Source organism: Saccharicrinis aurantiacus (assembly GCF_001660705.2).
Taxonomy (GTDB): domain Bacteria; phylum Bacteroidota; class Bacteroidia; order Bacteroidales; family Marinilabiliaceae; genus Saccharicrinis; species Saccharicrinis aurantiacus.
The window spans coordinates 51,688-77,915 of sequence record NZ_LYBV02000032.1; the positions used below are offsets into that span (position 1 = coordinate 51,688).

Genomic DNA, 26,228 nt, shown 5'->3' on the forward strand with positions numbered 1-26,228 from the left:
AAAATTCGCCGCAACATGAATTATCACAAAATTAGGCACGACTATTTATAATTAATCACAAAATTTCGTTGCGTATCTCTACCTGGAGATTTCTTTTCATTAAAAGGACTAGTGCGTTTTAAATAATCAATGATATCAAAAACATTATCGGCATTAGCCATTTTACTATGCATTAAATAGCTGCCCGCAACCGTTCCAGTTCTGCCCACACCACCAACACAATGGAAATAAACGGGCTTGTTTTCAACTAAACTGCCATCTATTATTTCGGCAATCTCACGCATGGTTTCAATAGTAGGTGTTGAGGCATCTTCAACTGGCTTTCTGTACATTTTAGCCTCTGATGAATTAAAGTGTGCATCGTACCTAAAGTTAGGCGATCCATCTTTTTGTGTTTCATCTTCTTCAGTCAGGTTTACAAAGGTTTTTATACCAAGTGCTAATAAAGCATCTAATTCTTCTTGTGTTTTAGGATATTTACCTGCCAATAATTTACCGGGTATAATCCAATAACTATGCTCAAAAGGCAATACATTACTCATACCATCACATTTTAAAATTTTACTCTGATAAAGATATACCAAACAAAAAAAGGAATGATTAAATCATTCCTTTTTCTTTTAAATATTCTTCTGAAGCTTCCATTTCTTTATAGAACTCTTCTCCGTATTTTCTGATAAGAGGTTCTTTCAGGAATCGATATACCGAAACTCCCTTCTTCTCTCCCAACTCGATAGCATCTTTGCAAATTGGCCAAACATCATAATTTAATGCTTCGCCTTGCGATAACTTTTTAGTACGAATTGGATATAGATGACAAGAAATTGGTTTACGGAAATTTACCTTACCTTCTTTCCAGGCCATCTCTATAGCACAATGTATTCCACCTTTCTCATCAAAGTAAGTATACACGCACTCTTTACCATTTACTATAGGCGTTACCAATTCATCTTCAAAGTCGATTACCGAAGTACCTTCTTCTTCAATTACCTGAATTGATTCTTCAGAAAGTAAATCTTTAATTTTAGGATAAATTTCTTCAATAATATCAGCTTCCTCTTTTTCAAGTGGCGCACCTGAATCACCTTCAACACAGCAAATGCCATGACACTTGGCTATATTACAGATGAACTTCTTTTCGAATAGGTCGAGGCTTAATATTTTATCTTCGATTTGAATCATGTGAAATAAGTATAAAGGTTATAGTATAAAGACAAAAGACTGATCTGCAACACAAAGAAGCAAATCAGTCTTAATACTTATGTCTTGATACTTATGTCTTATTTTAAAGTAATTAAAGACTTACCTGTCATGTCAGCAGGTTGCTCAACTCCCATTAATTGTAGGATTGATGGAGCAACATCAGCTAATACACCATCAGCAACTTCACCTTGACGCTCAGTAACCCAAACAAATGGTACTGGGTTTAAAGAGTGAGCTGTATTTGGCGAGCCATCAGCATTAACAGCATTATCAGCATTACCATGATCGGCAATAATAATAGCTTCGTAACCATTTGCTTTGGCAGCTTCAATAACTCCTTCTAAACACTCATCAACAGCAGCAACTGCTTTTTCGATTGCTTCATAAACTCCTGTATGACCAACCATATCAGTATTGGCAAAGTTTAATGTGATGTAGTCAAATTTATTAGCATTTAACTCAGCAACAACTTTATCTTTTACCTCGTAAGCACTCATCTCAGGCTGTAAATCGTAAGTAGCTACTTTTGGAGAGTTTACTAAGATACGCTCTTCGCCTTCGAACTCAGCCTCGCGACCTCCTGAGAAGAAGAATGTAACGTGTGCATATTTTTCAGTTTCGGCAATACGTAATTGCTTTAAACCTGCAGTTGCAACAACTTCACCAATTGTATTTTGCACATTTTCTTTATCAAAAAGAATGTGCATTCCTTCGAATTTAGCATCGTAAGGAGTCATTGTACAATAGTGTAAAGGAATAGTTTTCATTCCTTCTTCTGGCATATCTTGTTGAGTTAAAACTTGCGTTAACTCTTTTGCTCTATCATTACGGTAGTTGAAGAATACAATTACATCACCTTCTTCGATTTTAGCAACTGGATTTCCATCAGCATCAACTTTTACAATTGGCTTGATGAACTCATCAGTTACATCAGCATCGTAAGAAGCTTGAATTGCAGCAGTCATATCTGTAGTTGACTCTTCACCAACACCAGCTACCATTGCATCGTAAGCAACTTTAATACGCTCCCATCGCTTATCGCGATCCATTGCGTAATAACGACCTGTAGCACTTGCTACTTGACCTACTGATTTAGCCATGTGAGCCTCTAACTCAGTCATGAAACCTTTACCACTTTTCGGGTCAGTATCTCTACCATCCATAAAAGCATGCACAAAAACATCAGTTAAACCAGTGTCTTTAGCTACATCTAATAAAGCGTGAATGTGTGCTTGACTACTATGAACACCACCTTGAGACATTAATCCTAAAAGGTGAACTTTTTTGTTGTTTTCTTTAGCGTAAGCATATGCTTTTTTAAGCTCTGGGTTTTCAGCAAGAGATCCGTCTTCACAAGCTTTGTTAATTTTAACTAAGTCTTGAAAAACAACTCTACCAGCACCAATATTAAGGTGACCTACTTCAGAATTTCCCATTTGCCCATCAGGCAAACCAACAAATTCGCCAGAAGCTTGCAGTTGAGAGGTTGGATATTTTTCAACTAATTTATTCCAATAAGGAGGATTTACAGTTGAGATTACGTCAGATTTTGATTTGTTTCCAAATCCCCATCCATCAAGAATAACAAGAATCGTTTTCTTATCCATGATAATTATATTTTATTATATGTATTAACTATTTTGAATAATTCTAAATTGTGCGCAAAATTATCTAATTATAAGCTAAAAACAAATTATATAGACAGCTACTTATTGTATCAGCGCCTCTTTTAATAATTTATAACTTTAGTTTTACATACATCTATTTAAAAAATGGGTTTAATAATAAATATTAAGCACAAAAGTTTTACGTTGATTTAAAGGATAAGTAGGAGCAATTATTAATTTTGTGAACCGATAAGTATAATGTAAAAAACATAATATTTCGTATGGCGAGTAAGTCAAGAAAAAGTAAAGCAAAACAACCAAGCCTAATCGACAAGCTAAAGGTGAAGCTAAGTGATTTTAGAGTTCGTATTATTAGCGGATTGTTCTTAATAGGCTTTTCTATATTTTTATTTGTTGCATTTATATCCTTCATTTTTACAGGAGGTGCTGATCACAGTAAATTTAACATCGATTTTTTTGAGTTTATTAGTAATTCAGATATCAATGTTGAGAACTGGACTGGTAAAATTGGCGCCTATTTTGCTGATTTATTTATCAACACAGGGACAGGCATTAGTGCCATTTCAATAATTGCAGTATTAATTGTTTTGGCATTCCGTTTATTTAGAATACGAATTACATCGCTAAAGAAAACCGTACTCAATAGTTTTTTTATTACAGCGTGGCTATCTACTTTTTTAGGTTATCTGTTTATCTCATCAGTTAACGATAGATATTTACTACTAGGTGGTGAGATGGGCTATTTCACTAGCAAATGGATTGTATCTGCCTTGGGCAATGTGGGTATAATTTTAGTTCTTTGCTTTACTCTTACTACTTATTTAGCCTTTACCTTTGAAGGATTTATTCCGGCGGTTAAAAAGCTATTCGCAAAGAAAGAACCCATCCCAAATACGGTATCAAATGCTAACACAAGTGTTGATAATGTACAAAACGAAGAAACTGTAATTACGGAAGAACCAATAGCAGAAGAAGAGATAACTACTACTGATAGTAAGGAAGAGACTGTTGCTGAAGAGGAGGAATCGTTTACCATTACAAAACCCATTGAAGAAGAAACTATAGAAGCGACTACTCCTGTTGAAAAAGAAACTGAACTTACGTTTGATATTTCTGAAAACAAAGGAAGTGATTCTGAATCAGAAGATACATTTACAGTTGAACAAGGTGTAGAAGAAGAGGTATTGGAAAGTAATGAAAACACTCCTTTGGGAGACTATGACCCAACCTTAGATTTATCGAATTACCAATTACCTCCACTCGACTTACTCGAAGAACACCATTTAGGAAATCAACAAGTAAGCGAAGAAGAGTTAAATGCTAATAAAGACAATATTGTAAATACACTTATTGATTACAAAATTGAAATTAAAAGCATTAAAGCCACAGTAGGGCCAACCATTACTCTATATGAAATAGTTCCTGCTCCAGGTGTTCGTATCTCAAAAATTAAGAATCTTGAAGATGATATTGCTTTATCCTTAGCCGCATTGGGTATTCGTATTATTGCCCCAATACCAGGTAGAGGTACTATTGGTATTGAAGTGCCAAATTCGGTACCTGAAGTGGTATCGATGAAAACAATATTAAGCGCTAAAAAATACCAGACATCAAAATATGAATTACCAGTAGCCTTAGGTAAAACCATTTCGAACGAAACCTATGTAATTGATTTAGCAAAGGCTCCGCACATGCTTGTGGCCGGTGCTACAGGTCAGGGTAAATCGGTTGGTTTAAATGCCATTATTACATCTCTCCTTTACAAGAAACACCCATCGCAATTAAAGTTTGTTTTGGTAGATCCTAAAAAAGTAGAGCTAAACATCTATAGTAAAATAGAACGTCATTTCTTGGCAAAAATGCCTAGTGAAGATGATGATGCCATTATTACCGATGTACAAAAAGTGGTTAACACCTTAAACTCGTTAACCATTGAAATGGATACGCGTTACGATTTACTTAAAAAAGCACATGCTCGTAACATAAAAGAATACAACCATAAGTTTGTTAAACGTAACTTAAATCCTGAAAACGGACATCGTTTCTTACCGTATATAGTGGTTATTATTGATGAGTTTGCCGACTTAATTATGACGGCTGGTAAGGAAGTAGAAATGCCAATTGCCCGTATTGCACAACTTGCACGTGCCGTGGGTATACATATGATAGTTGCTACTCAGCGCCCATCAACAAATATTATTACGGGGGTTATTAAAGCTAACTTCCCAACTAGGGTGGCATTTAAAGTAGCTTCGATGATTGACTCGCGAACTATTTTAGATTCCCCGGGTGCCAACCAACTTATCGGACGTGGTGATATGCTTATTTCTCAGGGAAGTGACTTGGTTCGTGTACAGTGCGCCTTTGTTGACACACCAGAAGTGGAACAAATTAACGACTTTATTGGATCGCAGAAAGGATACGCCAGTGCATTTGAACTGCCCGAGTATGTTGGTGAATCAGCAGATAGCGGCCCAGGCGAGGTAGACATGAGTAACCGAGATGCCATTTTTGAGGAAGCTGCTAAAATTGTAGTGGCCAATCAATCGGGTTCAACCTCTCTTATTCAACGTCGTTTTTCTATTGGTTACAACAGAGCAGGTAGGGTTATTGACCAACTTGAAGCTGCTGGAGTTGTGGGCGAATTTAAGGGAAGTAAAGCACGCGAAGTTAAAATACAAGATGAAGCTGAGTTACAAAGACTATTGGATAGCTTGTAATGATGGTATCATTTTTGAAACACTAAAGAGTAAACTCATTAATTATAGATTAAAAAAACGCATGAAGAAACTACTATTTATACTAGCCATACTACCCACTTTGGTAATGGCGCAAGATGCTGAAAAAGCAAAAGGAATACTTGATAAAGTTACTAACAAAACAAAAACGTATACTACCATTCAAGCTGATTTTTCGTTTGGAATGGAAAACAAGCAAGAAGAAATAAGTGAAGAGTACGACGGTATCATATTTATTAAAGGAGAAAAATACAAAGCTTCATTAATGGATGTGGACACTTATTTTGATGGCAAAACATTATGGACGCATATGATGGATGCGGAAGAAGTAAATGTAGATGAACCCGATCCGGAAGATGAAGAAACTTTAAATCCTGCTACTATTTTTACGATTTATCAAAGCGGTTTTAAGTTCGCATATAAAGGCGAAGAAACTATTGATGGCGTTACCGTTGAAGTAATTGATCTTTATCCTGAAAACAGAGATAAACCTTATTCTCGCATTAAATTAAAGGTAATTAAAGAGAGTAACGATATATACTCAATAGAGCAGGTAGGAAAAGATGGCAATAATTACACCATCACAATTAAAAATATGAATACCAATAACACAATGGAAGACGCTATGTTTGTATTTGATACAAATGCAAATCCTGATGTTGATGTGATTGATATGCGTTAATCCTATAGTTTTTGAGTTTTCGGTTAGAAGTCAGAAGAATAAAGTGCAAAACATTAAGCACTCTTCACTTCACAATACAATCATTGCTCAATAAATTTTTTAAGATTTTAAAAATCATTAGATACAAAATCCCCTTTCGAGGGGATTTTTTTATGCCTAATAATTAAATACTTTTACAAGCTCAATTCAAACACTAGTCCTTTTAATACGTTTAGTATAAAACAGAAAAAAACATCATGCAATATATATATCAATTCTTTCAGGAACTAATCAGCATCACCAATGAAATGGCCCCATATTTATTATTAGGCTTTTTCTTTGCAGGAGTACTTAAGGTATGGTTTCCGCAAAAGTGGATTAACAGATATATGGGCAAAAATAATTTGATGTCGGTTATTAACACAGCACTACTAGGCATCCCACTTCCTTTGTGTTCATGCGGTGTTATACCTACCGGGATTTCTTTTTATAAGAACGGAGCTTCAAAAGGCTCCAGTGTTTCCTTTCTGATTTCAACACCCCAAACAGGTGTAGATAGCGTATTAGTAAGTTATTCTCTTTTAGGTTTGCCCTTTGCAATCATCAGAGTTATTGTTGCACTTATAACAGGTGTATTAGGAGGTGTTTTAACTAACGCAATTGATAAAGAGGAAAAAATAGAGGTAGCTCCCATTAAAAGTGGCACAAAAAAAACGGATCATTCCTTAGGCCGAGTCTTAAAATATGGCTTCAATGAATTTTTAATGGATATAGCCAAATGGTTAATTATAGGTTTATTGATTGCTGCGGCATTGGCAACCATAATTCCCGATAACTTTTTCATCCAATACATCAACAACGAACCATTAAGCATGCTTATGGTACTATTGGCTTCTATCCCACTTTATGTATGTGCCACGGCTTCGGTACCCATTGCCGCCATTTTAATGATGAAAGGCTTATCTCCCGGGGCTGCACTTATTTTTTTAATGGCCGGACCAGCAACAAATGCGGCAACCATAACAGTAATAAAAAAGGTATTTGGTAATAAAACACTATTCAGTTACCTATTTTCAATTATTGGAGGTGCAATTGCTTTTGGATTTCTTATTAATCACTTTTTACCTAGTGAATGGTTTAGTATTGCTCAAAATGAGCACATGCATCACAACCATGAAATGTTACCATTTTGGTTTAAAATATTATCGTCTTTAACACTTGTGGGGTTAGTAATTTATGGATATATAAAAAGACATAAAAAGAACAATTCCTACTCAGCTCCAATAACTAACAATACCAGCATTAATATTACCAATAACAAGCCTAACTTTAATCCTCAGCAGATGAATTTTGTTGGTATTAGTAAAACTGCAGAATATTCAGTTACTGGAATGACATGTAGCCATTGCAAAGCTAATGTTGAAAAAAACCTTAAACAAAAGGATGGGGTTAGTACAGTAAGTGCCAATCCGCAAAAAAATACAGTTATTGTAACAGGCACCTCAATAAATGATGATATGGTTAAAGAAACAGTTAATTCTTTAGGGTATTCTTACGTAAAAAGGATAAAATAAGAATTACCCCCTATTAAAAGAGGATTTATTTCAAATATTTTTTACTCCAACAATACCTTACATTTACATATCACAGCTTTCAAATTGTAAGCCTCGTATGTCATTTATATACAAGCCATTTACCCAACAACAACTACTACTCACTATTTTTTTGCAAATATTCACACCCACGTTTTATACCTTTTTACTAAAAGATGTAAGTCTCTGATATTTGCATAAATATTTTAGTCAATCTATATTTGCAGCACCTAAAACACACACAAATTACCTTTCACCCTACTCTTATGAATTACCCATCAAACCCGGGTATTACCTTATAATTTGATAAACTCTCAAACCAATACATCACTGTATTAAACTTGCTTTTTGCTTTTACCTAAGCATAACATCTCTCTGTTTTTCGCATTTGGGAATTATACCAAAAACATCATCAAATGATTGATACAAATTGTTTATATAAAGCTTCTACAGCTTCATAAAATATCAATGTAGCCATGGCTATATCTCTATTTTATTCATCGTAGAATCTATAAATAATTCAATTTCTGATCCATCATTCAATAATGCATTTGGTATTACATGCCAAATAATAGCTATCAACTATTTACACTATTATAATTATTATTTATGCGAAAATTAAAAACCTTACTGTTTTTGCTTGTTATGGCTACGAGCGTAGCTTTTGCCCAAGACAAAAACATTACAGGACACATTTCAGAAAGTGGGACAGATGAACCTTTACCGGGAGTATCAATTGTAATTAAAGGCACTACTGTAGGTACAGTAACCGACCTTGATGGTAACTACAACCTTACAGTGCCTGCCGATGCAGAAACATTAGTATTCTCTTTCATTGGTATGGAGACTATTGAAAGAGCTATAACTTCAGACGTGATAAACGTATTGATGGGCGATGATGCTGTGGCCGTTGAAGAAGTAATGGTAGTTGCTTATGGTGTTGCAAAAAAAGAATCATTTACTGGTTCGGCAACCTCTATCAACAACGAAAAATTAAAAAGTAACTCATCTGTTGAGTCTGTAGATAAAGCCCTAGCTGGTAAAGTTTCAGGGGTACGTATTTCTTCAACCAATGGTGATCCAGGTTCGGCTGGTGAGGTTCAAATACGTGGTGTAGGATCAATGAATGCTTCTACTCAACCACTATATGTAATCGACGGCGTACCAATGGAGACTGGTGATTTCGGTCATGCTGAAAGATCATCAAACTTATTAGCAACCATGAACCCTGATGATATTGAAACAATGACAGTATTGAAAGATGCTGCTGCTGCTTCATTATACGGATCGCGTGCAGCCAATGGTGTTATCATCATCACCACTAAAAAAGGTAAAGAAGGAAAAACACAGTTTAACTTTAAAGCAGAGCACGGTATTTCTGAGTTAGCAACTAACTCGTTTGAAATGATGAGTGGTTCTCAATACGAACAATGGGTACACGATGGTTTTGCTAACGAATACTTAGCTAAGCAAGGTGTATTTAACCCATCGAGCCCAAACTATGGCAATAGAGATGCTCATATGAATGAGGCTAATGCATATGCTAACGGAGCTTCTGGCGCGTATATCAATACCCCAGGACATAGCACTGACTACCGAGATATTGTTTACGGAAATGGTTCTTCTATGGACTATCAATTCTCAGCTTCTGGTGGAAACGAGAAAACAAACTTTTATGCTGGTGCCGGATATAACAAAGTTAACGGTATGGTTTTAGGTACTGATTTTGAACGTATCTCTGGTCGTGTTAACTTAAACCACAAAGCCAACAACTGGTTTTCGTTTGGTGTGAATCAGTCGGTAAGTAATACAACGCAGAATGGTAAACGAGATCAAAGTGCGCAAGAGCAAGGTATCGGAACTACTTCTCCTCTTGGAATTTTATTCCAAATGAACCCTACTGCTCCTGCATATTTAGCAGATGGATCATATAACCCAGATGCAACAAACCCATATAGTAGAGCACCACACCCCGAAGTTGGTTTAGGCGGAACGGGTCGTGAGCGCGAAACATTAACTACAACTACATTCCGTTACTTAGCTACAACTTATGCTCAGGCGGATATCACTGACGATTTAATGTTTAAAACTACTGTTGGTGTGGATCACTCTAACATTGATAGCAAAGAATTTTGGAGTCCATATTCATTAAACGGAATGAATTACAATGGATATTTAAATATGCAAGGTTACAATAACACTAGCATTACCAACTCAAATATCTTAAGCTACACTAAAACTTTAAACGAAAAGCATAACATCAATGCCATTGGTGGTATGGAAGTGCAAGCTCAAACTTATCAATTTAAAGGTATGACTATGCAAAACATGCCTACCGATAAATTGGATGAAGCTTCTTTAGGTACTCCAACAAAATCAGATTCACAAACTGATGTTGCAAAACTAGTTTCTTATTTATCTAGTTTTAACTATAACTACGATAACAGATATTACGCTTCTGCATCATTACGTGCCGATGGTTCTTCTCGTTTAGCGTCAGATAACAGATGGGGACAGTTCTGGTCTGTATCAGGTAGCTGGAGAATTTCTCAAGAAAACTTTATGGCTGATGCCACTTGGGTTGATGACTTAAAAGTTCGTTCATCGTATGGTACAAATGGTACTTTACCTCCGGGATATTACGATTATATGTCGTACTATTTCTTAACAGGAAGCATTAATGGTGGCCCAGGATATTTCCCAGGAAACCTTGGTAACGATGAGTTAACTTGGGAGAAATCGAAAAACTTTAACGTAGGCGTTGACTTTTCTTTCCTAAGCCGATTTAATGCTACGGTTGAGTACTACAACAAATACACTGATGACCTTATTATTGAATTCCCAACTAGCTGGGTAAATAACGGATTTGGAAGTTATGTTGGAAATGCGGGTTCTATTATTAACTCTGGAGTTGAGTTTCAATTTAACGCAAACATAATCGACAAAGGCGACTGGCGTTGGGATGTTGGTTTTAATGTTACAAAGCAAAAAGCTATTGTTGATCAATTACCAAATAACGAAGATATTGTTACGGGTGATGGTGGTATGTATATTTATCGCGAAGGCGAAAGTATGTATTCTTTTTACTTACCTGAATGGGCTGGCGTTGATAGCCAAACTGGTTTAGGGACATGGTATAAAGAAGATGGCTCTACAACTACCAACATTAACGAGGCAGAAAGAAGAGTTGTAGGTAAAGCGGTTCCTGATTTTATGGGATCGGTAAATACTGGATTGAAATTTAAAAACTGGGAATTAAGTGCTTTAGTAACCTATAGTTTTGGTGGCGAAATGTTTAATTACCCTGGTTATTTCTCTCATCACGATGGTTTAAGAGCAGGTAACTTTACTCCTGAATCTACTGCTTCTGATTATTGGCAACAACCTGGTGACGATGCAAAAAACCCAATTCCTGTTTTTGGTGGAATGTTAGGTGGTACTGATGTAACAGGATCTTACTACAGATCTGATCAATTTTCATCACGTCATATCTTATCAACAGATCACATCAGATTAAAAGAGTTACGTATTGGATACACTTTACCAAAGCAAATGCTTACCAAAGCAGGCTTTAGCGATGTTACCGTATATTTTGTAGGTGGTAACTTATTAACATGGACTAAAGAAGACAACATTGAGCCTGAAGTACCATTAAATGGATACAGAACTGCAGATACACCTGCGGCACGTACTTATACTTTAGGAGTTAACTTAAGTTTCTAATCACAAAACAACTACAATTATGTACAAAATAAAATTATATACAATTCTACTGACTATTGCATTTGCTTTTAGCTCATGTATGGAAAGTTTCTTAAACGAAGACCCTTCAACAGGTCTTCCCGACGATGAAGTCGTTGAATCATTAACTGATTTTGATTACGTTGTAAATGGTATTTACCATTTAATGAATCACCGTTTTTACTATACAGGAGATTTTGGTGTAACAGGTGCTTTACGTGGCGATGGTTACAAATCATTAAAATCGTTCAACCAGTTTTCACCTGTAGGTCGTTACGACACCAACCCTGTTTCGCACTTTACCATAGGATACTGGGAGCAAATGTACAAAGCTCTTGGTGCAGTTAACAGAGCAATTGAACTAAAAGAAAATGTACCTGCCGACGAACAAGAAGATCCTAAGTACGATCAATTAGTAGGCGAGCTTTATGCTCTTAGAGCTACCATCCATTTTGATGTGGCACGTACGTTTGCCGACTTACCAACTTACGCAACTCAATCGAGTAATAAAGATGCAAATGGTAATGTAATGGGAATTCCTTTGGCTGATAAATTATATGGTACCGATCATTTGCCAACAAGAGCAAGTCTTGAGGAAACCTACGATTTTATTGTAGCCGATTACGATACAGCAATCACTTTCTTAAACGAAGATATTACTCGCGGTGGCGGTGGTGTTGGTGTTTCTGCAGCTAAAGGCCTTAAGGCAAGAGTTCTTTTATATTTAGAAAGAGACCAAGAAGCTTTAGACCTAGCCAAAGAAGTTATTGAAGGTTCAAGTATTCCTTTGGTAGATGCCTCAAACTATGTGGATGCATGGACTAAGGAAAACGGACCAGGTAACTTATTTGCCATTATAGCTAATGCACGTTACAATGCTTCATTAAACAGTGTTGGTTACTATACACAGCCCGATTCGTACGAAGAGGTATTCCCAACAGATGAAGAAATTGCATTTATTCAATCTGATGACAATGATGTACGTAAAGACGTTATCATCACAAGCCTTAACGAAGGTGGTGAAGAAATGACTCATTTAAATAAATTTACAGGTAGAGATAACCAGGTAACCATTAACCCGGTTCAGGTAATCCGTATTGCCGAGCTTTATTTAATTGCTGCCGAAGCTGCTGTTAAAGAAGGAAACAGCAACGATGCACTTAAATATTACAACGATTTACGCAGAAACAGATTCACTAATTACACAGATGCTACTGAGGTAACATTAGATGATATTTTAGATGAGCGCAGAAGAGAGTTTACTGGAGAAAATCATAGATCATATGATTTATTGAGAAATAACAAAAGCTTTATTGTACCTAATGTAGGTGATAGTGAAGAAATTTCTCAAGCTTCAGGTAAAAACTTATTTGCCATTCCGCAGCGCGAAATTGACGCATCAAAAGGAAGCATACAGCAAAATAGCTACTATGCCAACTAAGTATTTGTAATACCAATTACATCATATTCAAAAGCCACTTTGTATCCGTACAAAGTGGCTTTCTTCATTTATAGTTATACCAATTTCACAATAGCCCTGCGGCTTTAGCGCAAGACTGTTTTAATTCCAAAAATAGCCCTGCGGCTTTGGCGCAAGCTTGTTTTACTTATAAAATGGCTTTGCGGTTTTGGCGCAGATATTAAAATCAATCGCTTGTTATCAGAATGTGGTTTTTCGTAAACTTGAATTTATGTTACTTTTCAGGATGACCTCTTTACAAAAGGTTTGAATTATTGCGATAATCGAATACAATTTCAAGTTCACTTAAATATTGTTGAGTGTGGTAATAACCTTTTAATAAGATTCTTTGCCCTACCTTTGATGGCAGGCAAGCTTGGGCAAACCACCCAATAGGTAATATTATTTAAGACCAATAGCGTCCTAAATATTTAAAAAGATTGTTGAAATTAAAATTTTTATGGGTATGTATTTAAGCGCCCCTTAGGCTGGCCTCTTTACAAATAGGATTCGTTTTAGCTGAAGCTATAGTAAGTTTGGGAAGTTGAGAGCTTCGCTCGAAAATCACCCAAACGCACTTAAGCTTTAGATAAATAAGAACCTATTTGTAAAGCAGCCTTGATTTTCTTTGCCCTGCCTTTGCAGGCAGGTTACTTTCTTTCATTAAGGAAAGATCGGAATGATTTTTAATTGAGTATTAAAAATTGTTTCAGCATAAGTCGGGCCTACCTGCCGGTAGGCAGGTTTGGGTTGAAAACCCAATAGGTAATATTATTTAAGACAACATTGTCTGCAAAAATAAATTATAAACTAAATTAGCCTTACATTTAGAAACGATTTTTAAAGAAAAACACTAAATATATAAACATACATAAGCTCTTATGAATTTCAACATCGAACCCATTTCTACTCAAATAGAGGAAGCACTGCAACAAAAAATAGATACCAAAACCAAACCACTAGGATCGCTAGGTAAATTAGAAACCATCGCACTCAAAATTGGTAAAATTCAGGATACTTTAAGTCCTGCACTAAATAAACCTGCCATTTTAGTTTGTGCGGCCGATCATGGCATAACGCAAGAAGGTATTAGCCCATTCCCTCAAGAAGTAACCTTTCAAATGGTGATGAACTTTTTAGGTGGTGGTGCTGCAATAAATGTTTTCACACAGCAAAACAACATAGAACTTGTGCTAGCCGACACGGGTGTTAACTTCGATTTTGAAAAACATCCTAGTTTACTAGATTACAAAATTGCCAAAGGCACAAAAAACTTTGCCTCCGAAGCTGCCATGACTATCGCTCAGTGTGAACAAGCCATGCAAAATGGTGCGGCAATTACCGAAAAATTGCACGCCAACGGAACTAATATTATTGGTTTTGGCGAAATGGGCATAGGTAACACCACCGCTGCAGCAGCACTTCTCACGGCTTATACCAATATTGATGCTAAAGATGCTGCCGGAGCAGGTACCGGGCTCGATGAAAAAGGAATTGCACACAAGGCTGAAGTTATTGCTAAAGCCATAGCCAAACAAGGCATACCCAATTCTCCACTAGAAATTTTGGCCACCTATGGCGGTTTCGAAATTGCCACCATATGCGGAGCTATGCTTAAGGCAGCAGAATTAAAAATGATTGTGATGGTAGATGGTTTTATTGTTACTGCGGCATTTTTAGCAGCTTCAAAAATAAATGTAACCATTGCTGATTATGCACTATTCTGCCATAAATCAAACGAAAAAGGGCACGCATTAATGCTCGATCATTTAAATGCAGAACCCATTCTAGACTTAGGCATGCGCTTGGGCGAAGGTACCGGAAATGCGGTTGCTTATCCAGTTATTAAAAGTGCGGTTCAATTCCTAAATAATATGAGTAGTTTTGCCGATGCTGGAGTAGCCACAGAAAAATAAATTATTCAAAATAGACATAAGTCCAAAGTATAAAGACATAAGATTTATTGCCTATAGAAAAAGCAAGGATGCTACATATAGAGTAACGAACGCTTATATCATCTCGATAATTCGAAATAAATCTTTATACTTTTGTCTTTATACTTGATACTTATTAAATGAAACATCAATTACGCTTATTCTTTACAGCCCTAATGTTTATAACGCGCATACCTGTGCCGAAGTGGGTTGGGTATTCTGAGCACAATTTAAACAAATGCAATCGTTACTTTCCTCTTGTGGGAATAGTAGTTGGAAGCATTGGGGCATTGGCATTTTATGTAGCTAATTTTCTTTTCAATATTGAAATAGCCGTCATATTATCTATGATCGCCACAATTATAACAACGGGTGCTTTTCATGAGGATGGTTTCGCCGATGTTTGTGATGGTTTTGGCGGAGGTTGGACTACCGAAAAAATAATGGATATTATGAAGGATTCAAGAGTAGGCGCCTATGCCTTGATTGGCACTATAATGCTACTACTTTTGAAGTTTTATTCCATTACCTCGCTACCACTTGGCATCATCATTCCTAGTATTATTGCCGGGCACAGCATTAGTCGCTTATTTGCCGTTTCTACCATGTATTCCCTCTCGTATGTAAGAGAAGATGAATTAAGCAAATCGAAACCGGTAACTAAAAATTTAAAGTTTAAAGATTTATTCATTGCATCCATTATTGGTCTACTCCCCTTACTTTTATTCAAAAACTGGATCATATTCCTAAGTATTATACCACTTGTTATTACGAAAGTTTGGTTGGAGAAATACTATAAAAAATGGATAGGTGGTTATGTGGGAGATGCTCTTGGAACAGTTCAGCAGGTAACCGAGGTAGTGTTTTACCTAAGCATAATTGCACTCGGCACTTTAATTGAAAAAGGCATTATTTAGAAATTATTTGAATCGTATCAGAAATCAATATCCCGACAAAGTCGTGATACTTGATAGGTGATACTTGATACTATTTAACTGATGAAAACACTATATATCATTCGTCATACCACACCAAAGGTAGAACCTGGTGTATGCTACGGGCAAGCCGATTTAGATATTACAGCTTCATTTCAACAAGAAGCTAATGAAATTAATCAACTGCTAAAGCAGGCCGAAATTGATACCGTATATTCCAGCCCCCTAAAAAGATGTAAAGTATTGGCACAGGAGTTATTTACGGATAAAACCATTCGTTACAATGACTTGCTCAAAGAAATTGATTTTGGCGATTGGGAGCTAATGAAATGGAATGATATACCCAAAGAGCAAATGGAAACTTGGTCGGCCGACTTCGTTCATCTCCCCCCTCCAAATGGAGAGTCCCTCGGTGATATGAACAGCAGAGCCAATGAGTTTTTAAAACATTGTAAAACTTCAATTGAGGATGACAGCACTGCAGCAATAGTAACACATTCTGGCATTATACGCTGCATAATTGCGCAATGCCTCAGCATTCCTTTAAACAAAATATTCCGACTTAAATTGAACTATGCATCTGTTGTAAAAATAGTTTTATTTGATTCGCATGAAGAAGTAGAAATACTCAAACCTTAATCTGAAACTAAGTTGTGAAATATACTAAACAAGCTGTAAAGCCATTAATAAGTAACAACTAATAATTAACAATTACACATGGCACATATAATATTTGTAACAGGAGGACAACGCTCTGGAAAAAGCCGTTGGGCTGAGGAAAAAGCCTTAGAACTAAGCGACAATCCCATATACTTGGCCACATCACGCATCTGGGACGATGAACATGCAGCACGCATTCAACGCCATAAAGATGACAGAGACGACAGGTGGGAGAATATTGAAGAGGAGAAGAACATATCGAAATACAATTTCACCAATCGAGTGGTATTAATTGATTGCGTTACACTTTGGTTAACTAACTTCTTCTTTGATAATGATAGTAACATTGATGTTGCCTTAAATTTAGCTAAAGAAGAGATTAACATGCTAAAAAGACAAGATACAACCTTTATCATAGTTACTAACGAAATAGGCCTAGGTGGAATGCCTCAAAATGCCGTACAACGCAAATTCACCGACCTACAAGGTTGGATGAACCAATATATTGCTCAACAAGCTAACGAAGTAAATTTAATGGTAAGCGGCATCCCTTTAAAAGTAAAATAACCTAAAGAGAGAAATACAAAAGCCCCATTGCAAATCTAATGCAATGGGGCTTTTTGTTTACGTAAGAAAGGGCAGATTCTCAAGAATCTGCCCCCACTCACACAACTAAACCTTTAATCTATGTCCCACCATAGCTTAGCTGTAAGTTTTTATGGGATATAATTACATTGCTGCAACTTCCTTTATATCTTGACTAAATGAGAAACCTACTTTTGCGGCATTTCCATTTAATGCTGCATCTGCAGTAGAAATAGTAAAGTAACCATAATAAATATGTGTTGCGATAACTTCACCTTTATCATTTTCTTCACTATACTCATAGCTAAATACGTAAACATCACCCACCATTGCATCAACAGCCATTACTTGAGATCCTCCATCAAATATCTCAACGACTTTCGAGAAAGAGGCTAGTTCATCATAGCTTAAAACATCACCCGTAGTAGGATCTAACTCACCTTCATTTTCATGACCTTCAGGATAAGCTGTACCAAGTTCAACTTTTACGAATTTTGTATCAACTGAAGTAAAACCAACAGCAGAAGCACTTGATGTAAGAGTTAATACACCTGCATCCTTTGAATCTTCACCTTCTTCAACCTCAACAGGCATAAAAGCAAAATCCATATCAGTCATAACATAACCCATATCCATTGAAGCAAAATACTTTGAAATTACAGGGATTGTAACCATTGCCATATCAGAATAAGCACCAGAATTAGCTACAACACGATACTGAATAGTATCAGTTAAGTCATAACCCGTACCCATAATTGAATCAACAAACTCAAAGCTAGTTCCTGCTAATTTACCAGTAACTTCAACCCAATCAGTATTCTCAAAATCTCCACCTACAACACGACGTTTTTCTGCTTTAACATCAGTAAGATCTGTTGCTACGGTATTACATGCTAATGTAATATAGTTTTTATCAGAACTATACTCAGATACCGAACCACCAGCTTCTGCTGATGTAGGAGCAATAACAGAAACACTAAAGCTTCCTGTTGATTTATTAGATCCATAATCGATCTCAGTATTGAAATAAACCATTGAGTCAATTGCCCAATAAGCTCCAAAGTCAGAATCTTTTAAAGCTAAAGAGGCACTTTGGCTAGACACAGCAATTGTCTGGTCAACACCCTCTCCTCCTGTAACTTTAATACTCTCAACAGCTGGGTTACTAACAGCAAAGTCAACTGTAAACGGGGTATCAAATAAAGTAACTTCGCTTAAACTTGGTGCAACATCTGCTGCTGGCAAAAATTCATGCTCAGTGAAACTATCGTCACAAGCAGTGAATGAAAATGCGGCAGCTAATGCGCTATATAATAATATCTTTTTCATATATCGTTATTATTAAAATTAAAAATTAATTATTTCTGCCACCACATTTTAGTGTCTTGCTTATCGCCACCCATGTTTGTAGTCGCTTCAGTAACGCTAGCATTATTAACACTTGCTTCATTCAACAAATACATATTTCTATTTGGCAAGTCAGTTAATCCACCAATAGGTACAAAAGTGTAGTTTTCTGTAGTTGTTACAACAGCGCCAGCACCATCTACATACGAGTAAGTATAATCATATGCTACATTTGGTTTAACCAATGTCTTTGGGAAACCTGTTCTACGGTACTCACTCCAAGCCTCATTTGGTTGCATATAAAGTGCAATGTACTTTTGGGTCATCACATTCTCTATAGTAGCTTCAGGCAAACCAGCTGCATACGCTACAGCAACATCAGAAGCAACGCCCCAACGCTCCATAGAAGCAATTACTCCTTTTTCGTACCATGCTTTTCTATTGGCAACATCATTCTCAGCCATAATAAAACAAACCTCAGCATACTCCATATAATACTCAGTATAATCTGGTGCTAAGATAGCGTCACCAGGTAAAGAAGCATGCTTAAAGGCATTTACTTCAGCATTACTACCTGTTAAAGGAATACCTACTTTAAAACCATCACCGTTATCGGCTACAAAAATATCTAAACGAGGATCAGCACTGAAGTTTCCTCTTTCACCTTGTAACAATTCAACAAAGCTTACAGAAGGGGCAAAATCCTCACGAGCGTTAACCACATAAGCTCTATACATAGGAGCTCCGTTTAAAGCGTTATTCTCGTATGTTACACCAGCGTTATCTGAATTTGAAGTCATTAAAGTTGTAGCATCAACTGAAGTTACATAAGATGCCGCTTCAGGTAACTTATCTTTAACACGGTTAGCTAAACGTAAACGTAATGAATTTGCAAACTTAACCCATTGAGAAGCATCTCCTCCAAAGAAGTTATCTCCGTCAATCATTTTTTCTGTAACATCAACTTGAGCAGAAGCTTCAGTTAACTCTTTTAACATGTCAGCATAAATTTTCGCTTGAGTAGCATACTTAGGAGTAGTTATACCATCATCCTTTAAGCTATTCGCTTGAAAATCGGCATCATCATTACCATATGACCAGTAAGGAACATCTCCCCACATTTCAGTTGCTAAATGATAAATATATACCATCATGATACGAGCTGCAGCAATTTGATTTTCATTAGGTCCATACTGAATCATTGAAGGAGCCGTTTCCTCGTCAGTATTTAAAGTAATGATATCTTGCATATCCTGCGCATTCTTATATAAATCATCCCAACCATTTTGGTTAGTAGTCTCTCTATATTGATATCTATCTTCTTCAGTATAATTTACTTGGTTCCAGTATTGAACCCATAGTATTGATTGACGTCCTGAAAACCACTCATCACGAGTGTCATCCATTAAGCGTTTTTGCACACGGTTCATCAAACCGCTTGTAGGTACAACTTTTGCTTGGTTTGGATCTTCTAAGTAGTCAACACTACAAGAAGCCATCAGAGCAACAACAAGACCTATTGCTAAATATTTTATTTTATTCATAATAAGCTCTTTTAAGAATTAAAATTTAATTTGAACATTTAATCCATAAGATGCAGTAGATGGAACAGCTCCACCTTCAATACCTTGGATATTTCCGTTACCACCAACGATAGCTTCTGGATCGATACCCTTGTTATCAAGACCCCATACAGCTAAATTTCTACCGTATGCAGATACTCTTAACGATTGGATAACATCAGAGAACTTAGGTAATGTATACCCTAAAGTAACTTCTCTTAATTTAAAATAAGATGCATCAAAAATACTTGTTGCACTCGGCGTGCCGTTACCATGATAGAAGTTTTGAGAATAAGCCTGACCTGAAATACGAGTTTCGTTAGGACTAAATGTACCATCACCGTTATCAACTACACCACCTAATACTAAACCATCTTCACGGATAGTATTTCCATTAGATGTTGGAGTAGCAGTTTCTTCAGCCATACCTGAGTACATTGACCACATGTTAGTAAGTGAATAATATACACCACCTTTAGACATATCGATAAGAAAACCTGCATCCCAGTTTTTATAACTAAAAGAGTTCTTTAAACCAGCAGTATAATCAGGTAGTACAGAACCAACAGACTCTAATTCACCTGTTGCATAAAAACCAGTTTCAGGATCAATAACTTTGTTACCGTTACCATCCTCTAAATAGTTAATAGCATATACCTCTTGGAATGTAGCTCCTTCAGTAGCATTAATATAAGCACCACCGAAAGGAGCTCTAGCTAACTGAATTTTATCTAAACCGTTTGGTAAGTTTTTAACCAAGTTTTTATTGCGTGCAAAGTTGAAGTTGATATTCCATGCAAAATCCTGAGTTTTAACAGGCGTACCATATAACAATATTTCAACCCCTGAGTTATTGATTAAACCTGCGTTAATAACCTGCTCAGTATAACCAGCCGAACCACTAACTTCTACAGGTACAATTTGGTTTTTTGTATCACGACTATAGTAACTAAAGTCGAAACCTAAGCGATTATTTAAAAATGTACCTTCTAATCCAAGCTCAATTTCTTGCGTTTTCTCTGGTAAAAGGTTAGAATTTCTTAAACGATCATCATTTGTAAACTGTGGGTTTCCACTAAATGGATCTGAAAATTCGTAAGTATTATAAATTTGATAAGGATCTGTTCCGTTACCTGTCTCACCGTAGTTAACACGAACTTTCAAATTATTCATCCAATCAAACTCAATTAACTGAGATACAATAAAACTTCCTGAGATAGAAGCATATCCATATGAATTATTACCTGTAGGTAACGATGAGTCAAAATCTTTACGGTAAGTAGCATCTAGGTATACAAAGTTTTTGTATCCTACACTAGCCATACCAAACCAAGAGTTAATTTTCTTAGCTCTATCATAATCATCAACAGTAGATTGAGAAACTGAGTTATTTAAGTTATATAAACCATCAACAACTAGTCCACCATTTGTTTCACCTTCAAATCGAGAGTAAGACTCATTTCTAATATTACCTCCAACAAATGCGTTAACATCAACATCACCAAAACGTTTTCTGAAGTTAATTTTACCTTCGTAGTTCATTTCAATTGCCTGACGCTGTACTTGCTTAAATAAAGAAAGTGCTTGAGACCCTTTTGCAGTACGCTCGTTTACATTGAAAGTATAAGTATCTAAATATACATTACCTACTACAGATAAATAATCAGTTACGTTTACTTTACCACCAGCAGTACCATAAATACGTGTTCTATCATCATCTTGATAGTTTTCGTAAGCTGTCCAGTATGGGTTATCAGAATATTGAGGAGATGGATTAGTAACACTTTTTCTATTCCAAGTTCTCATTGTTCCATCAGGATTCTTATAGTTGCTTAAGCGATCCATATCTAACTGACGTTGACCCCACATAAAGAATTTCTGACTTGAAGAGTTATCTCCATAACCAAACTGAGGACGACCTTCTGTTTTCGTATTAACAAAAGTAACATTAGAGTTCAACTCTATAAGACCATCAAATAAATTAGTAGAACCATTCATATTGAATGTATTCTTGTTTTGAGAAGAGTTTGGAGCAATACCAGTCATATTAATATTAGTATAACCAATACGCAAAGCTGAAGTTTCAGAAGTAGAAACTACATTAATACTATTTTGGTAAGAGATACCTGTTTCGTAGAAATCTTTAACATCATTCTTCGGAGCTTCCCATTTACCTGTTTGAGGAGTATCAGTTAAACCTTGTTCCCAATCGTAAACACCCCACCAGTGTAAAACATCTTGACCTTCGTATTTTGGACCCCAACTTTCATCTACCTTATACTGTACAGCAGTATATTCTTTTCCGTCAAGTGTTACTTGGTCAAATCCATGTCCACCACCATAAGAATTCTGTAACTTAGGCATTACATTTACTCTTTCGAAAGTAACACCTGAGTTGATGTCTACAGAGAAAGACTTTTTACCTTTTTTACCTGATTTTGTTGTAATCATGATTACACCATTCTGACCTCTACTACCATAAAGAGCAGATGCTGCCGAACCTTTCAATACCTCAACATTAGCAATATCGTATGAGTTAAGGTCAGAGATCATAGATCCATAATCATAACCACCACCACCTTGTTGTGTATTGGTATCATTAAAACCTTCGTTACTCAATGGAATACCATCAACAACGAATAACGGTTGGTTATTTTGACTGAAAGAACTGGCACCCCTAATAAGGATATTTTGAGAACCTGAGAAGTTTTGACCAGAAACTGAAAGACCAGCTACTTTACCTGATAACGAAGCAATTGCGTTCGCATCATTTGCAGCCATTAAATCTTCTTCCTTAACCCCTTGCGAGGCGTATCCTAAAGATTTTTTCTCTCTAGAAATCCCTAATGCAGTAACAACTACCTCATCAATATCTTCAGAATCTGAAGCTAATGTGACATTAATTGTAGTTTGATCTCCTACAACAACTTCTTGTTCCGCCATACCTATATAGGTAAAAACTAAAGTTGTATTATTTGGCACCTGTAATGTATAAGTACCATCGAAACGAGTTGTAGTCCCGTTAGTTGTGCCCTTGATTACAACAGCTACACCAGGTAATGCCTCGCCAAGATCGTCGACAACTTTACCTGATATGGCTTTTGTTTGAGCCGTAATCGTTTGTAACCCTACAAATAGAGTCAAAAACAGAAATAATGCTAATTTCCGCATAAAACAAAAGATTTAAATTAATAATAGTGTATTTAAATAAAAGACAATGCAATATAATAGACTATTAAGATGACAAGTCTTAATAGCATAACAAACCCAATAATGTACTATCTTTAGTGCAATAGAGGTTATGGAATATTTATTCCTTTAATAATGTTGTTCTGATTTTATGTTTTTGATATTCATGAGACAAAAGGTTTTTGTTGTTTTTTTTGATAATTACAATAGTTATGTGAGTTGTATTTATAAAAGCGGGGGAACACTTAAACTTATAAATACGCTACAAATATAGTAATGATTTTTAAAACTGCAATTACAATCCATAATCTAAAGCAATTCTAAAGTAATAAATCATAAGACAAAACTTGTCTTTTGTAATACTCTTGATTAGATATGAATCACATTGCAAATGTATATATAAATCTATATTTTCCAAACATACCCCTAAATATTTTATAATAATTAGCAATTATTATCATTTACAGGAGGTATTTGAGTAAAAAAATAGGGGTGTGAAAATATTTTTTATAATTACAATCACTAAGCAAACATTCCAATTTCCATAATTAAATCGCCACATATGACATATGTAATCAAATACCAGATATATTATTTTTCAGACAATAAAAATAAAAATGTAAGTAAAACACCCTAATTAATAACAGTCAATAACTGAACCTACACAAACAAAAACCGTAATTTATTAACCACAATTCATCATATAAACAGTAATAAACCTATACAAGCTGCACAACCCCAATACTACTAAATAAAAAAAGCCGATTCGCAAGAACGAATCGGCCATTATATAAATCAAAGATGATATATCTATTTCATCAAGAAACTAAGCATAATACCTGCAGCTACAGCAGATCCAATTACACCAGATACATTTGGTGCCATTGCATGCATAAGCAAGTGATTATTAGGGTCAGTCTTTAAACCTTCCATCTGAACCACCCTTGCAGAATCAGGAACTGCAGAAACACCAGCAGCCCCGATAAGAGGATTAATCTTATTATCTTTATTTACAAAAACATTTAAAAAGCGAGCAAATAAGAGACCTCCTGCTGTTGCAACAACAAATGATAGTGCTCCTAATCCGAATATTTTAAGTGAATCTGTAGTTAAGAACACATTAGCTTGCGTTGACGCACCAACTGTTACTCCTAATAATATGGTAACAATATTAATTAACGAATTTCGAGCTGTATCTGCTAAACGCTCCGTTACTCCAGATTCCTTTAATAAATTACCAAAGAATAACATACCTAATAACGGTAGAGCTGATGGAGAAATAAATGTAGTTAATAATAGAGCTATTAACGGAAACATAATTTTCTCTGTCTTTGAAACTGCTCTTGGCGGTTTCATTTTAATAGCACGCTCTTTTTTAGGAATAATTAATCTCATAATTGGTGGTTGTATAACCGGAACCAAAGCCATATAAGAATAGGCTGCAATTGCAATTGCCCCCATAAGGTGAGGAGCCAACTTAGAAGAAAGGAAGATAGCCGTTGGACCATCTGCTCCACCAATAATACCAATTGCTCCAGCTTCTTGAGGCGTAAAACCAATAGCAGATGCACCTAAGAAAGTTGCAAAAATACCTATTTGTGCTGCTGCACCCAATATCATTAACTTAGGATTTGATATCAACGAGGAAAAATCTGTCATTGCACCAATACCTAAAAATATAAGTGGCGGATATATACCCTGCTCAACACCAAAGTATAAGTAATTCAATACAGATCCTTGCTCATAAATACCAATTTTATAACCTTCTGAAAAAGGAATATTCCCTAAAAGAATACCAGTTCCAATAGGAATTAATAATAAAGGTTCGTAATCGTACTTAACTGCAAGAAAAATAAAGAAGAGACCTACAGCAATCATAATAAGATTGCTGTAACTACCATGCAAATTAGCAAAGCCTGTGAAATTCCACAGTTCTGTTAATCCATCTGCTGCACTTAGTCCACCAGTACTTTCAGTTACGGCTGCCATAACATCAGTACCAAAAACTATTTGCAAGCAAAACAAAAGTGCTAAAACACTATAAACTGTTACAAATTTTCTCATGGCTATTCGAATTCAATTAAGATATCATTTTGAAGAACTGCATCACCTAAACCTACCTTAATCTCTTTCACTACACCATCTTTCTCTGCTAAAACATTATTCTCCATTTTCATGGCCTCCATTACTAAAAGCACATCACCTTTAGATACAGAATCGCCAACCGCAACATTTAATTGGAAAATGTTACCTGGAAGTGGAGCTTTTACAGCACCAGCTCCTGTTGCCTTTTGAGGCACCGCACCTTCACCCGGCTTGCGAGCAATAGGCTTACGTACTAACTTAGGCGTTTTTGAAACAGCCTTTTTCTCTTGATGAACCTCAACCTCATACACTGTTCCATTAACAGACACTGTAGCTATTGAATCTTCGAAGTCTTTAACTTCTACATTATATTTATTTCCAGATACGGAAAAATCAAATTTCTTCATTTGAACTAAGTTTATTTCATTATCCTAAACGAAAATGATAATCACACCTACATTTACGAAATGAAAGATTTAAAATATAAATCAAAAAAACCCGAAATAATAAATTATTTACGGGCGTAACGATTTTGCTTTGAAACGTTATGAGGAAATCCATAATTGGTCATCCCATACAGCTTAGAACTCCATGGTGAGTATCGCTTCCACACTTGTTTTATTGTGATTACGTTACTTTCATCATCGTGTTGCTCGTTTAAAAACAGGTGCAATGCGGTAGCAATTACCGCATTGGTTTCTCCTGAAATATCGTTAATATCCTTAACAACTTCTTGCCCGTTTTCAACGACTTTAATTTTTCTGTTGGTAACCCATTTTAAAATCTTAGGAACCGTAAGAAAAATACCAACCAAAAAGAGTAGTGCGCAAAAAACAATTGCCCAACCCAATAAGGTAATGGTCCATGTACTTGAATCAACAAATAGTAAAGTCATATCTACTTATATAA

General features: G+C 35.9%; 18 protein-coding genes. 9 read left to right on the forward strand and 9 right to left on the reverse strand.

The features are described from left to right. Positions 1-41 precede the first annotated feature (41 nt). The 3 genes from A8B35_RS15560 to gpmI form a co-directional block, all read right to left on the reverse strand. Positions 42-542, reverse strand: a complete 501-nt coding sequence (locus tag A8B35_RS15560; RefSeq protein WP_068473870.1) for a protein-tyrosine phosphatase family protein — start codon at positions 540-542, stop codon at positions 42-44. 58 nt (positions 543-600) lie between these two features. Continuing rightward, positions 601-1,182: a DUF3109 family protein gene (locus A8B35_RS15565; protein ID WP_068473873.1), complete on the reverse strand. Its 582-nt coding sequence runs from the start codon at positions 1,180-1,182 to the stop codon at positions 601-603. Positions 1,183-1,280: 98 nt separating this feature from the next. After that, positions 1,281-2,810 carry a 2,3-bisphosphoglycerate-independent phosphoglycerate mutase gene (gene gpmI / locus A8B35_RS15570; protein WP_068473875.1) on the reverse strand — a complete coding sequence of 510 codons (1,530 nt, stop codon included), beginning with the start codon at positions 2,808-2,810 and terminating at the stop codon, positions 1,281-1,283. A gap of 281 nt (positions 2,811-3,091) precedes the next feature. Here gpmI and A8B35_RS15575 point away from each other — a divergent pair, with 281 nt between their 5' ends. The 9 genes from A8B35_RS15575 to cobU all read left to right on the forward strand — a co-directional run bounded on the left by A8B35_RS15575 (position 3,092) and on the right by cobU (position 17,118). Next, complete coding sequence (locus A8B35_RS15575; RefSeq protein WP_068473878.1) at positions 3,092-5,551, forward strand: DNA translocase FtsK; 2,460 nt, start codon at positions 3,092-3,094, stop codon at positions 5,549-5,551. Continuing rightward, on the forward strand, positions 5,514-6,251 hold the full coding sequence (locus A8B35_RS15580) for a LolA family protein (protein WP_245820802.1): 738 nt from the start codon (positions 5,514-5,516) through the stop codon (positions 6,249-6,251). The genes A8B35_RS15575 and A8B35_RS15580 overlap by 38 nt, the downstream gene beginning before the upstream one ends. A gap of 236 nt (positions 6,252-6,487) precedes the next feature. Continuing rightward, the gene (locus A8B35_RS15585; RefSeq protein WP_068473880.1) at positions 6,488-7,804 is read left to right on the forward strand and encodes a permease; all 1,317 of its coding nucleotides are present in this window, start codon (positions 6,488-6,490) and stop codon (positions 7,802-7,804) included. A gap of 627 nt (positions 7,805-8,431) precedes the next feature. Further along, positions 8,432-11,545 (forward strand): SusC/RagA family TonB-linked outer membrane protein, encoded by a 3,114-nt coding sequence (locus A8B35_RS15590; RefSeq protein WP_083634484.1) that lies wholly within the window; start codon positions 8,432-8,434, stop codon positions 11,543-11,545. A 19-nt stretch (positions 11,546-11,564) separates the two neighbouring features. Further along, positions 11,565-13,004 carry a RagB/SusD family nutrient uptake outer membrane protein gene (locus A8B35_RS15595; RefSeq protein ID WP_075603446.1) on the forward strand — a complete coding sequence of 480 codons (1,440 nt, stop codon included), beginning with the start codon at positions 11,565-11,567 and terminating at the stop codon, positions 13,002-13,004. 899 nt (positions 13,005-13,903) lie between these two features. Further along, the gene (cobT, locus tag A8B35_RS15600; protein ID WP_068473885.1) at positions 13,904-14,938 is read left to right on the forward strand and encodes a nicotinate-nucleotide--dimethylbenzimidazole phosphoribosyltransferase; all 1,035 of its coding nucleotides are present in this window, start codon (positions 13,904-13,906) and stop codon (positions 14,936-14,938) included. Positions 14,939-15,096: 158 nt separating this feature from the next. Beyond that, complete coding sequence (locus A8B35_RS15605; RefSeq protein ID WP_068473888.1) at positions 15,097-15,873, forward strand: adenosylcobinamide-GDP ribazoletransferase; 777 nt, start codon at positions 15,097-15,099, stop codon at positions 15,871-15,873. 81 nt (positions 15,874-15,954) lie between these two features. After that, positions 15,955-16,530, forward strand: coding sequence for an alpha-ribazole phosphatase (gene cobC, locus A8B35_RS15610; protein ID WP_068473891.1), 576 nt, complete (start codon positions 15,955-15,957; stop codon positions 16,528-16,530). Positions 16,531-16,608: 78 nt separating this feature from the next. Continuing rightward, positions 16,609-17,118, forward strand: coding sequence for a bifunctional adenosylcobinamide kinase/adenosylcobinamide-phosphate guanylyltransferase (gene cobU / locus A8B35_RS15615; protein WP_068473894.1), 510 nt, complete (start codon positions 16,609-16,611; stop codon positions 17,116-17,118). 162 nt (positions 17,119-17,280) lie between these two features. Here the strand turns inward: cobU and A8B35_RS15620 are convergent, their stop codons facing one another. The 6 genes from A8B35_RS15620 to A8B35_RS15645 form a co-directional block, all read right to left on the reverse strand. After that, the gene (locus tag A8B35_RS15620) at positions 17,281-18,465 is read right to left on the reverse strand and encodes a hypothetical protein (RefSeq protein WP_068473897.1); all 1,185 of its coding nucleotides are present in this window, start codon (positions 18,463-18,465) and stop codon (positions 17,281-17,283) included. Between the two features lie 29 nt (positions 18,466-18,494). Beyond that, complete coding sequence (locus A8B35_RS15625; RefSeq protein ID WP_068473900.1) at positions 18,495-20,027, reverse strand: SusD/RagB family nutrient-binding outer membrane lipoprotein; 1,533 nt, start codon at positions 20,025-20,027, stop codon at positions 18,495-18,497. Positions 20,028-20,045: 18 nt separating this feature from the next. Next, a complete protein-coding gene (locus A8B35_RS15630) occupies positions 20,046-23,216 on the reverse strand; it encodes a SusC/RagA family TonB-linked outer membrane protein (protein ID WP_068473903.1) in 3,171 nt (1,056 codons plus the stop codon). Positions 23,217-24,044: 828 nt separating this feature from the next. After that, positions 24,045-25,298: a sodium ion-translocating decarboxylase subunit beta gene (locus A8B35_RS15635; protein WP_068473906.1), complete on the reverse strand. Its 1,254-nt coding sequence runs from the start codon at positions 25,296-25,298 to the stop codon at positions 24,045-24,047. A gap of 2 nt (positions 25,299-25,300) precedes the next feature. After that, on the reverse strand, positions 25,301-25,726 hold the full coding sequence (locus tag A8B35_RS15640) for a biotin/lipoyl-containing protein (RefSeq protein WP_068473909.1): 426 nt from the start codon (positions 25,724-25,726) through the stop codon (positions 25,301-25,303). Between the two features lie 104 nt (positions 25,727-25,830). Further along, positions 25,831-26,214 carry an OadG family protein gene (locus tag A8B35_RS15645; RefSeq protein ID WP_068473912.1) on the reverse strand — a complete coding sequence of 128 codons (384 nt, stop codon included), beginning with the start codon at positions 26,212-26,214 and terminating at the stop codon, positions 25,831-25,833. Between the last annotated feature and the right edge of the window lie 14 nt (positions 26,215-26,228).

What these genes read in the sequence shown, in the direction of transcription:
- A8B35_RS15560 (WP_068473870.1), bottom strand. Translation starts at nt 542, where the DNA reads ATGAGTAATGTATTGCCTTTTGAGCATAGTTATTGGATTATACCCGGT.
- A8B35_RS15565 (WP_068473873.1), bottom strand. Translation starts at nt 1,182, where the DNA reads ATGATTCAAATCGAAGATAAAATATTAAGCCTCGACCTATTCGAAAAG.
- gpmI (WP_068473875.1), bottom strand. Translation starts at nt 2,810, where the DNA reads ATGGATAAGAAAACGATTCTTGTTATTCTTGATGGATGGGGATTTGGA.
- A8B35_RS15575 (WP_068473878.1), top strand. Translation starts at nt 3,092, where the DNA reads ATGGCGAGTAAGTCAAGAAAAAGTAAAGCAAAACAACCAAGCCTAATC.
- A8B35_RS15580 (WP_245820802.1), top strand. Translation starts at nt 5,514, where the DNA reads ATGAAGCTGAGTTACAAAGACTATTGGATAGCTTGTAATGATGGTATC.
- A8B35_RS15585 (WP_068473880.1), top strand. Translation starts at nt 6,488, where the DNA reads ATGCAATATATATATCAATTCTTTCAGGAACTAATCAGCATCACCAAT.
- A8B35_RS15590 (WP_083634484.1), top strand. Translation starts at nt 8,432, where the DNA reads ATGCGAAAATTAAAAACCTTACTGTTTTTGCTTGTTATGGCTACGAGC.
- A8B35_RS15595 (WP_075603446.1), top strand. Translation starts at nt 11,565, where the DNA reads ATGTACAAAATAAAATTATATACAATTCTACTGACTATTGCATTTGCT.
- cobT (WP_068473885.1), top strand. Translation starts at nt 13,904, where the DNA reads ATGAATTTCAACATCGAACCCATTTCTACTCAAATAGAGGAAGCACTG.
- A8B35_RS15605 (WP_068473888.1), top strand. Translation starts at nt 15,097, where the DNA reads ATGAAACATCAATTACGCTTATTCTTTACAGCCCTAATGTTTATAACG.
- cobC (WP_068473891.1), top strand. Translation starts at nt 15,955, where the DNA reads ATGAAAACACTATATATCATTCGTCATACCACACCAAAGGTAGAACCT.
- cobU (WP_068473894.1), top strand. Translation starts at nt 16,609, where the DNA reads ATGGCACATATAATATTTGTAACAGGAGGACAACGCTCTGGAAAAAGC.
- A8B35_RS15620 (WP_068473897.1), bottom strand. Translation starts at nt 18,465, where the DNA reads ATGAAAAAGATATTATTATATAGCGCATTAGCTGCCGCATTTTCATTC.
- A8B35_RS15625 (WP_068473900.1), bottom strand. Translation starts at nt 20,027, where the DNA reads ATGAATAAAATAAAATATTTAGCAATAGGTCTTGTTGTTGCTCTGATG.
- A8B35_RS15630 (WP_068473903.1), bottom strand. Translation starts at nt 23,216, where the DNA reads ATGCGGAAATTAGCATTATTTCTGTTTTTGACTCTATTTGTAGGGTTA.
- A8B35_RS15635 (WP_068473906.1), bottom strand. Translation starts at nt 25,298, where the DNA reads ATGAGAAAATTTGTAACAGTTTATAGTGTTTTAGCACTTTTGTTTTGC.
- A8B35_RS15640 (WP_068473909.1), bottom strand. Translation starts at nt 25,726, where the DNA reads ATGAAGAAATTTGATTTTTCCGTATCTGGAAATAAATATAATGTAGAA.
- A8B35_RS15645 (WP_068473912.1), bottom strand. Translation starts at nt 26,214, where the DNA reads ATGACTTTACTATTTGTTGATTCAAGTACATGGACCATTACCTTATTG.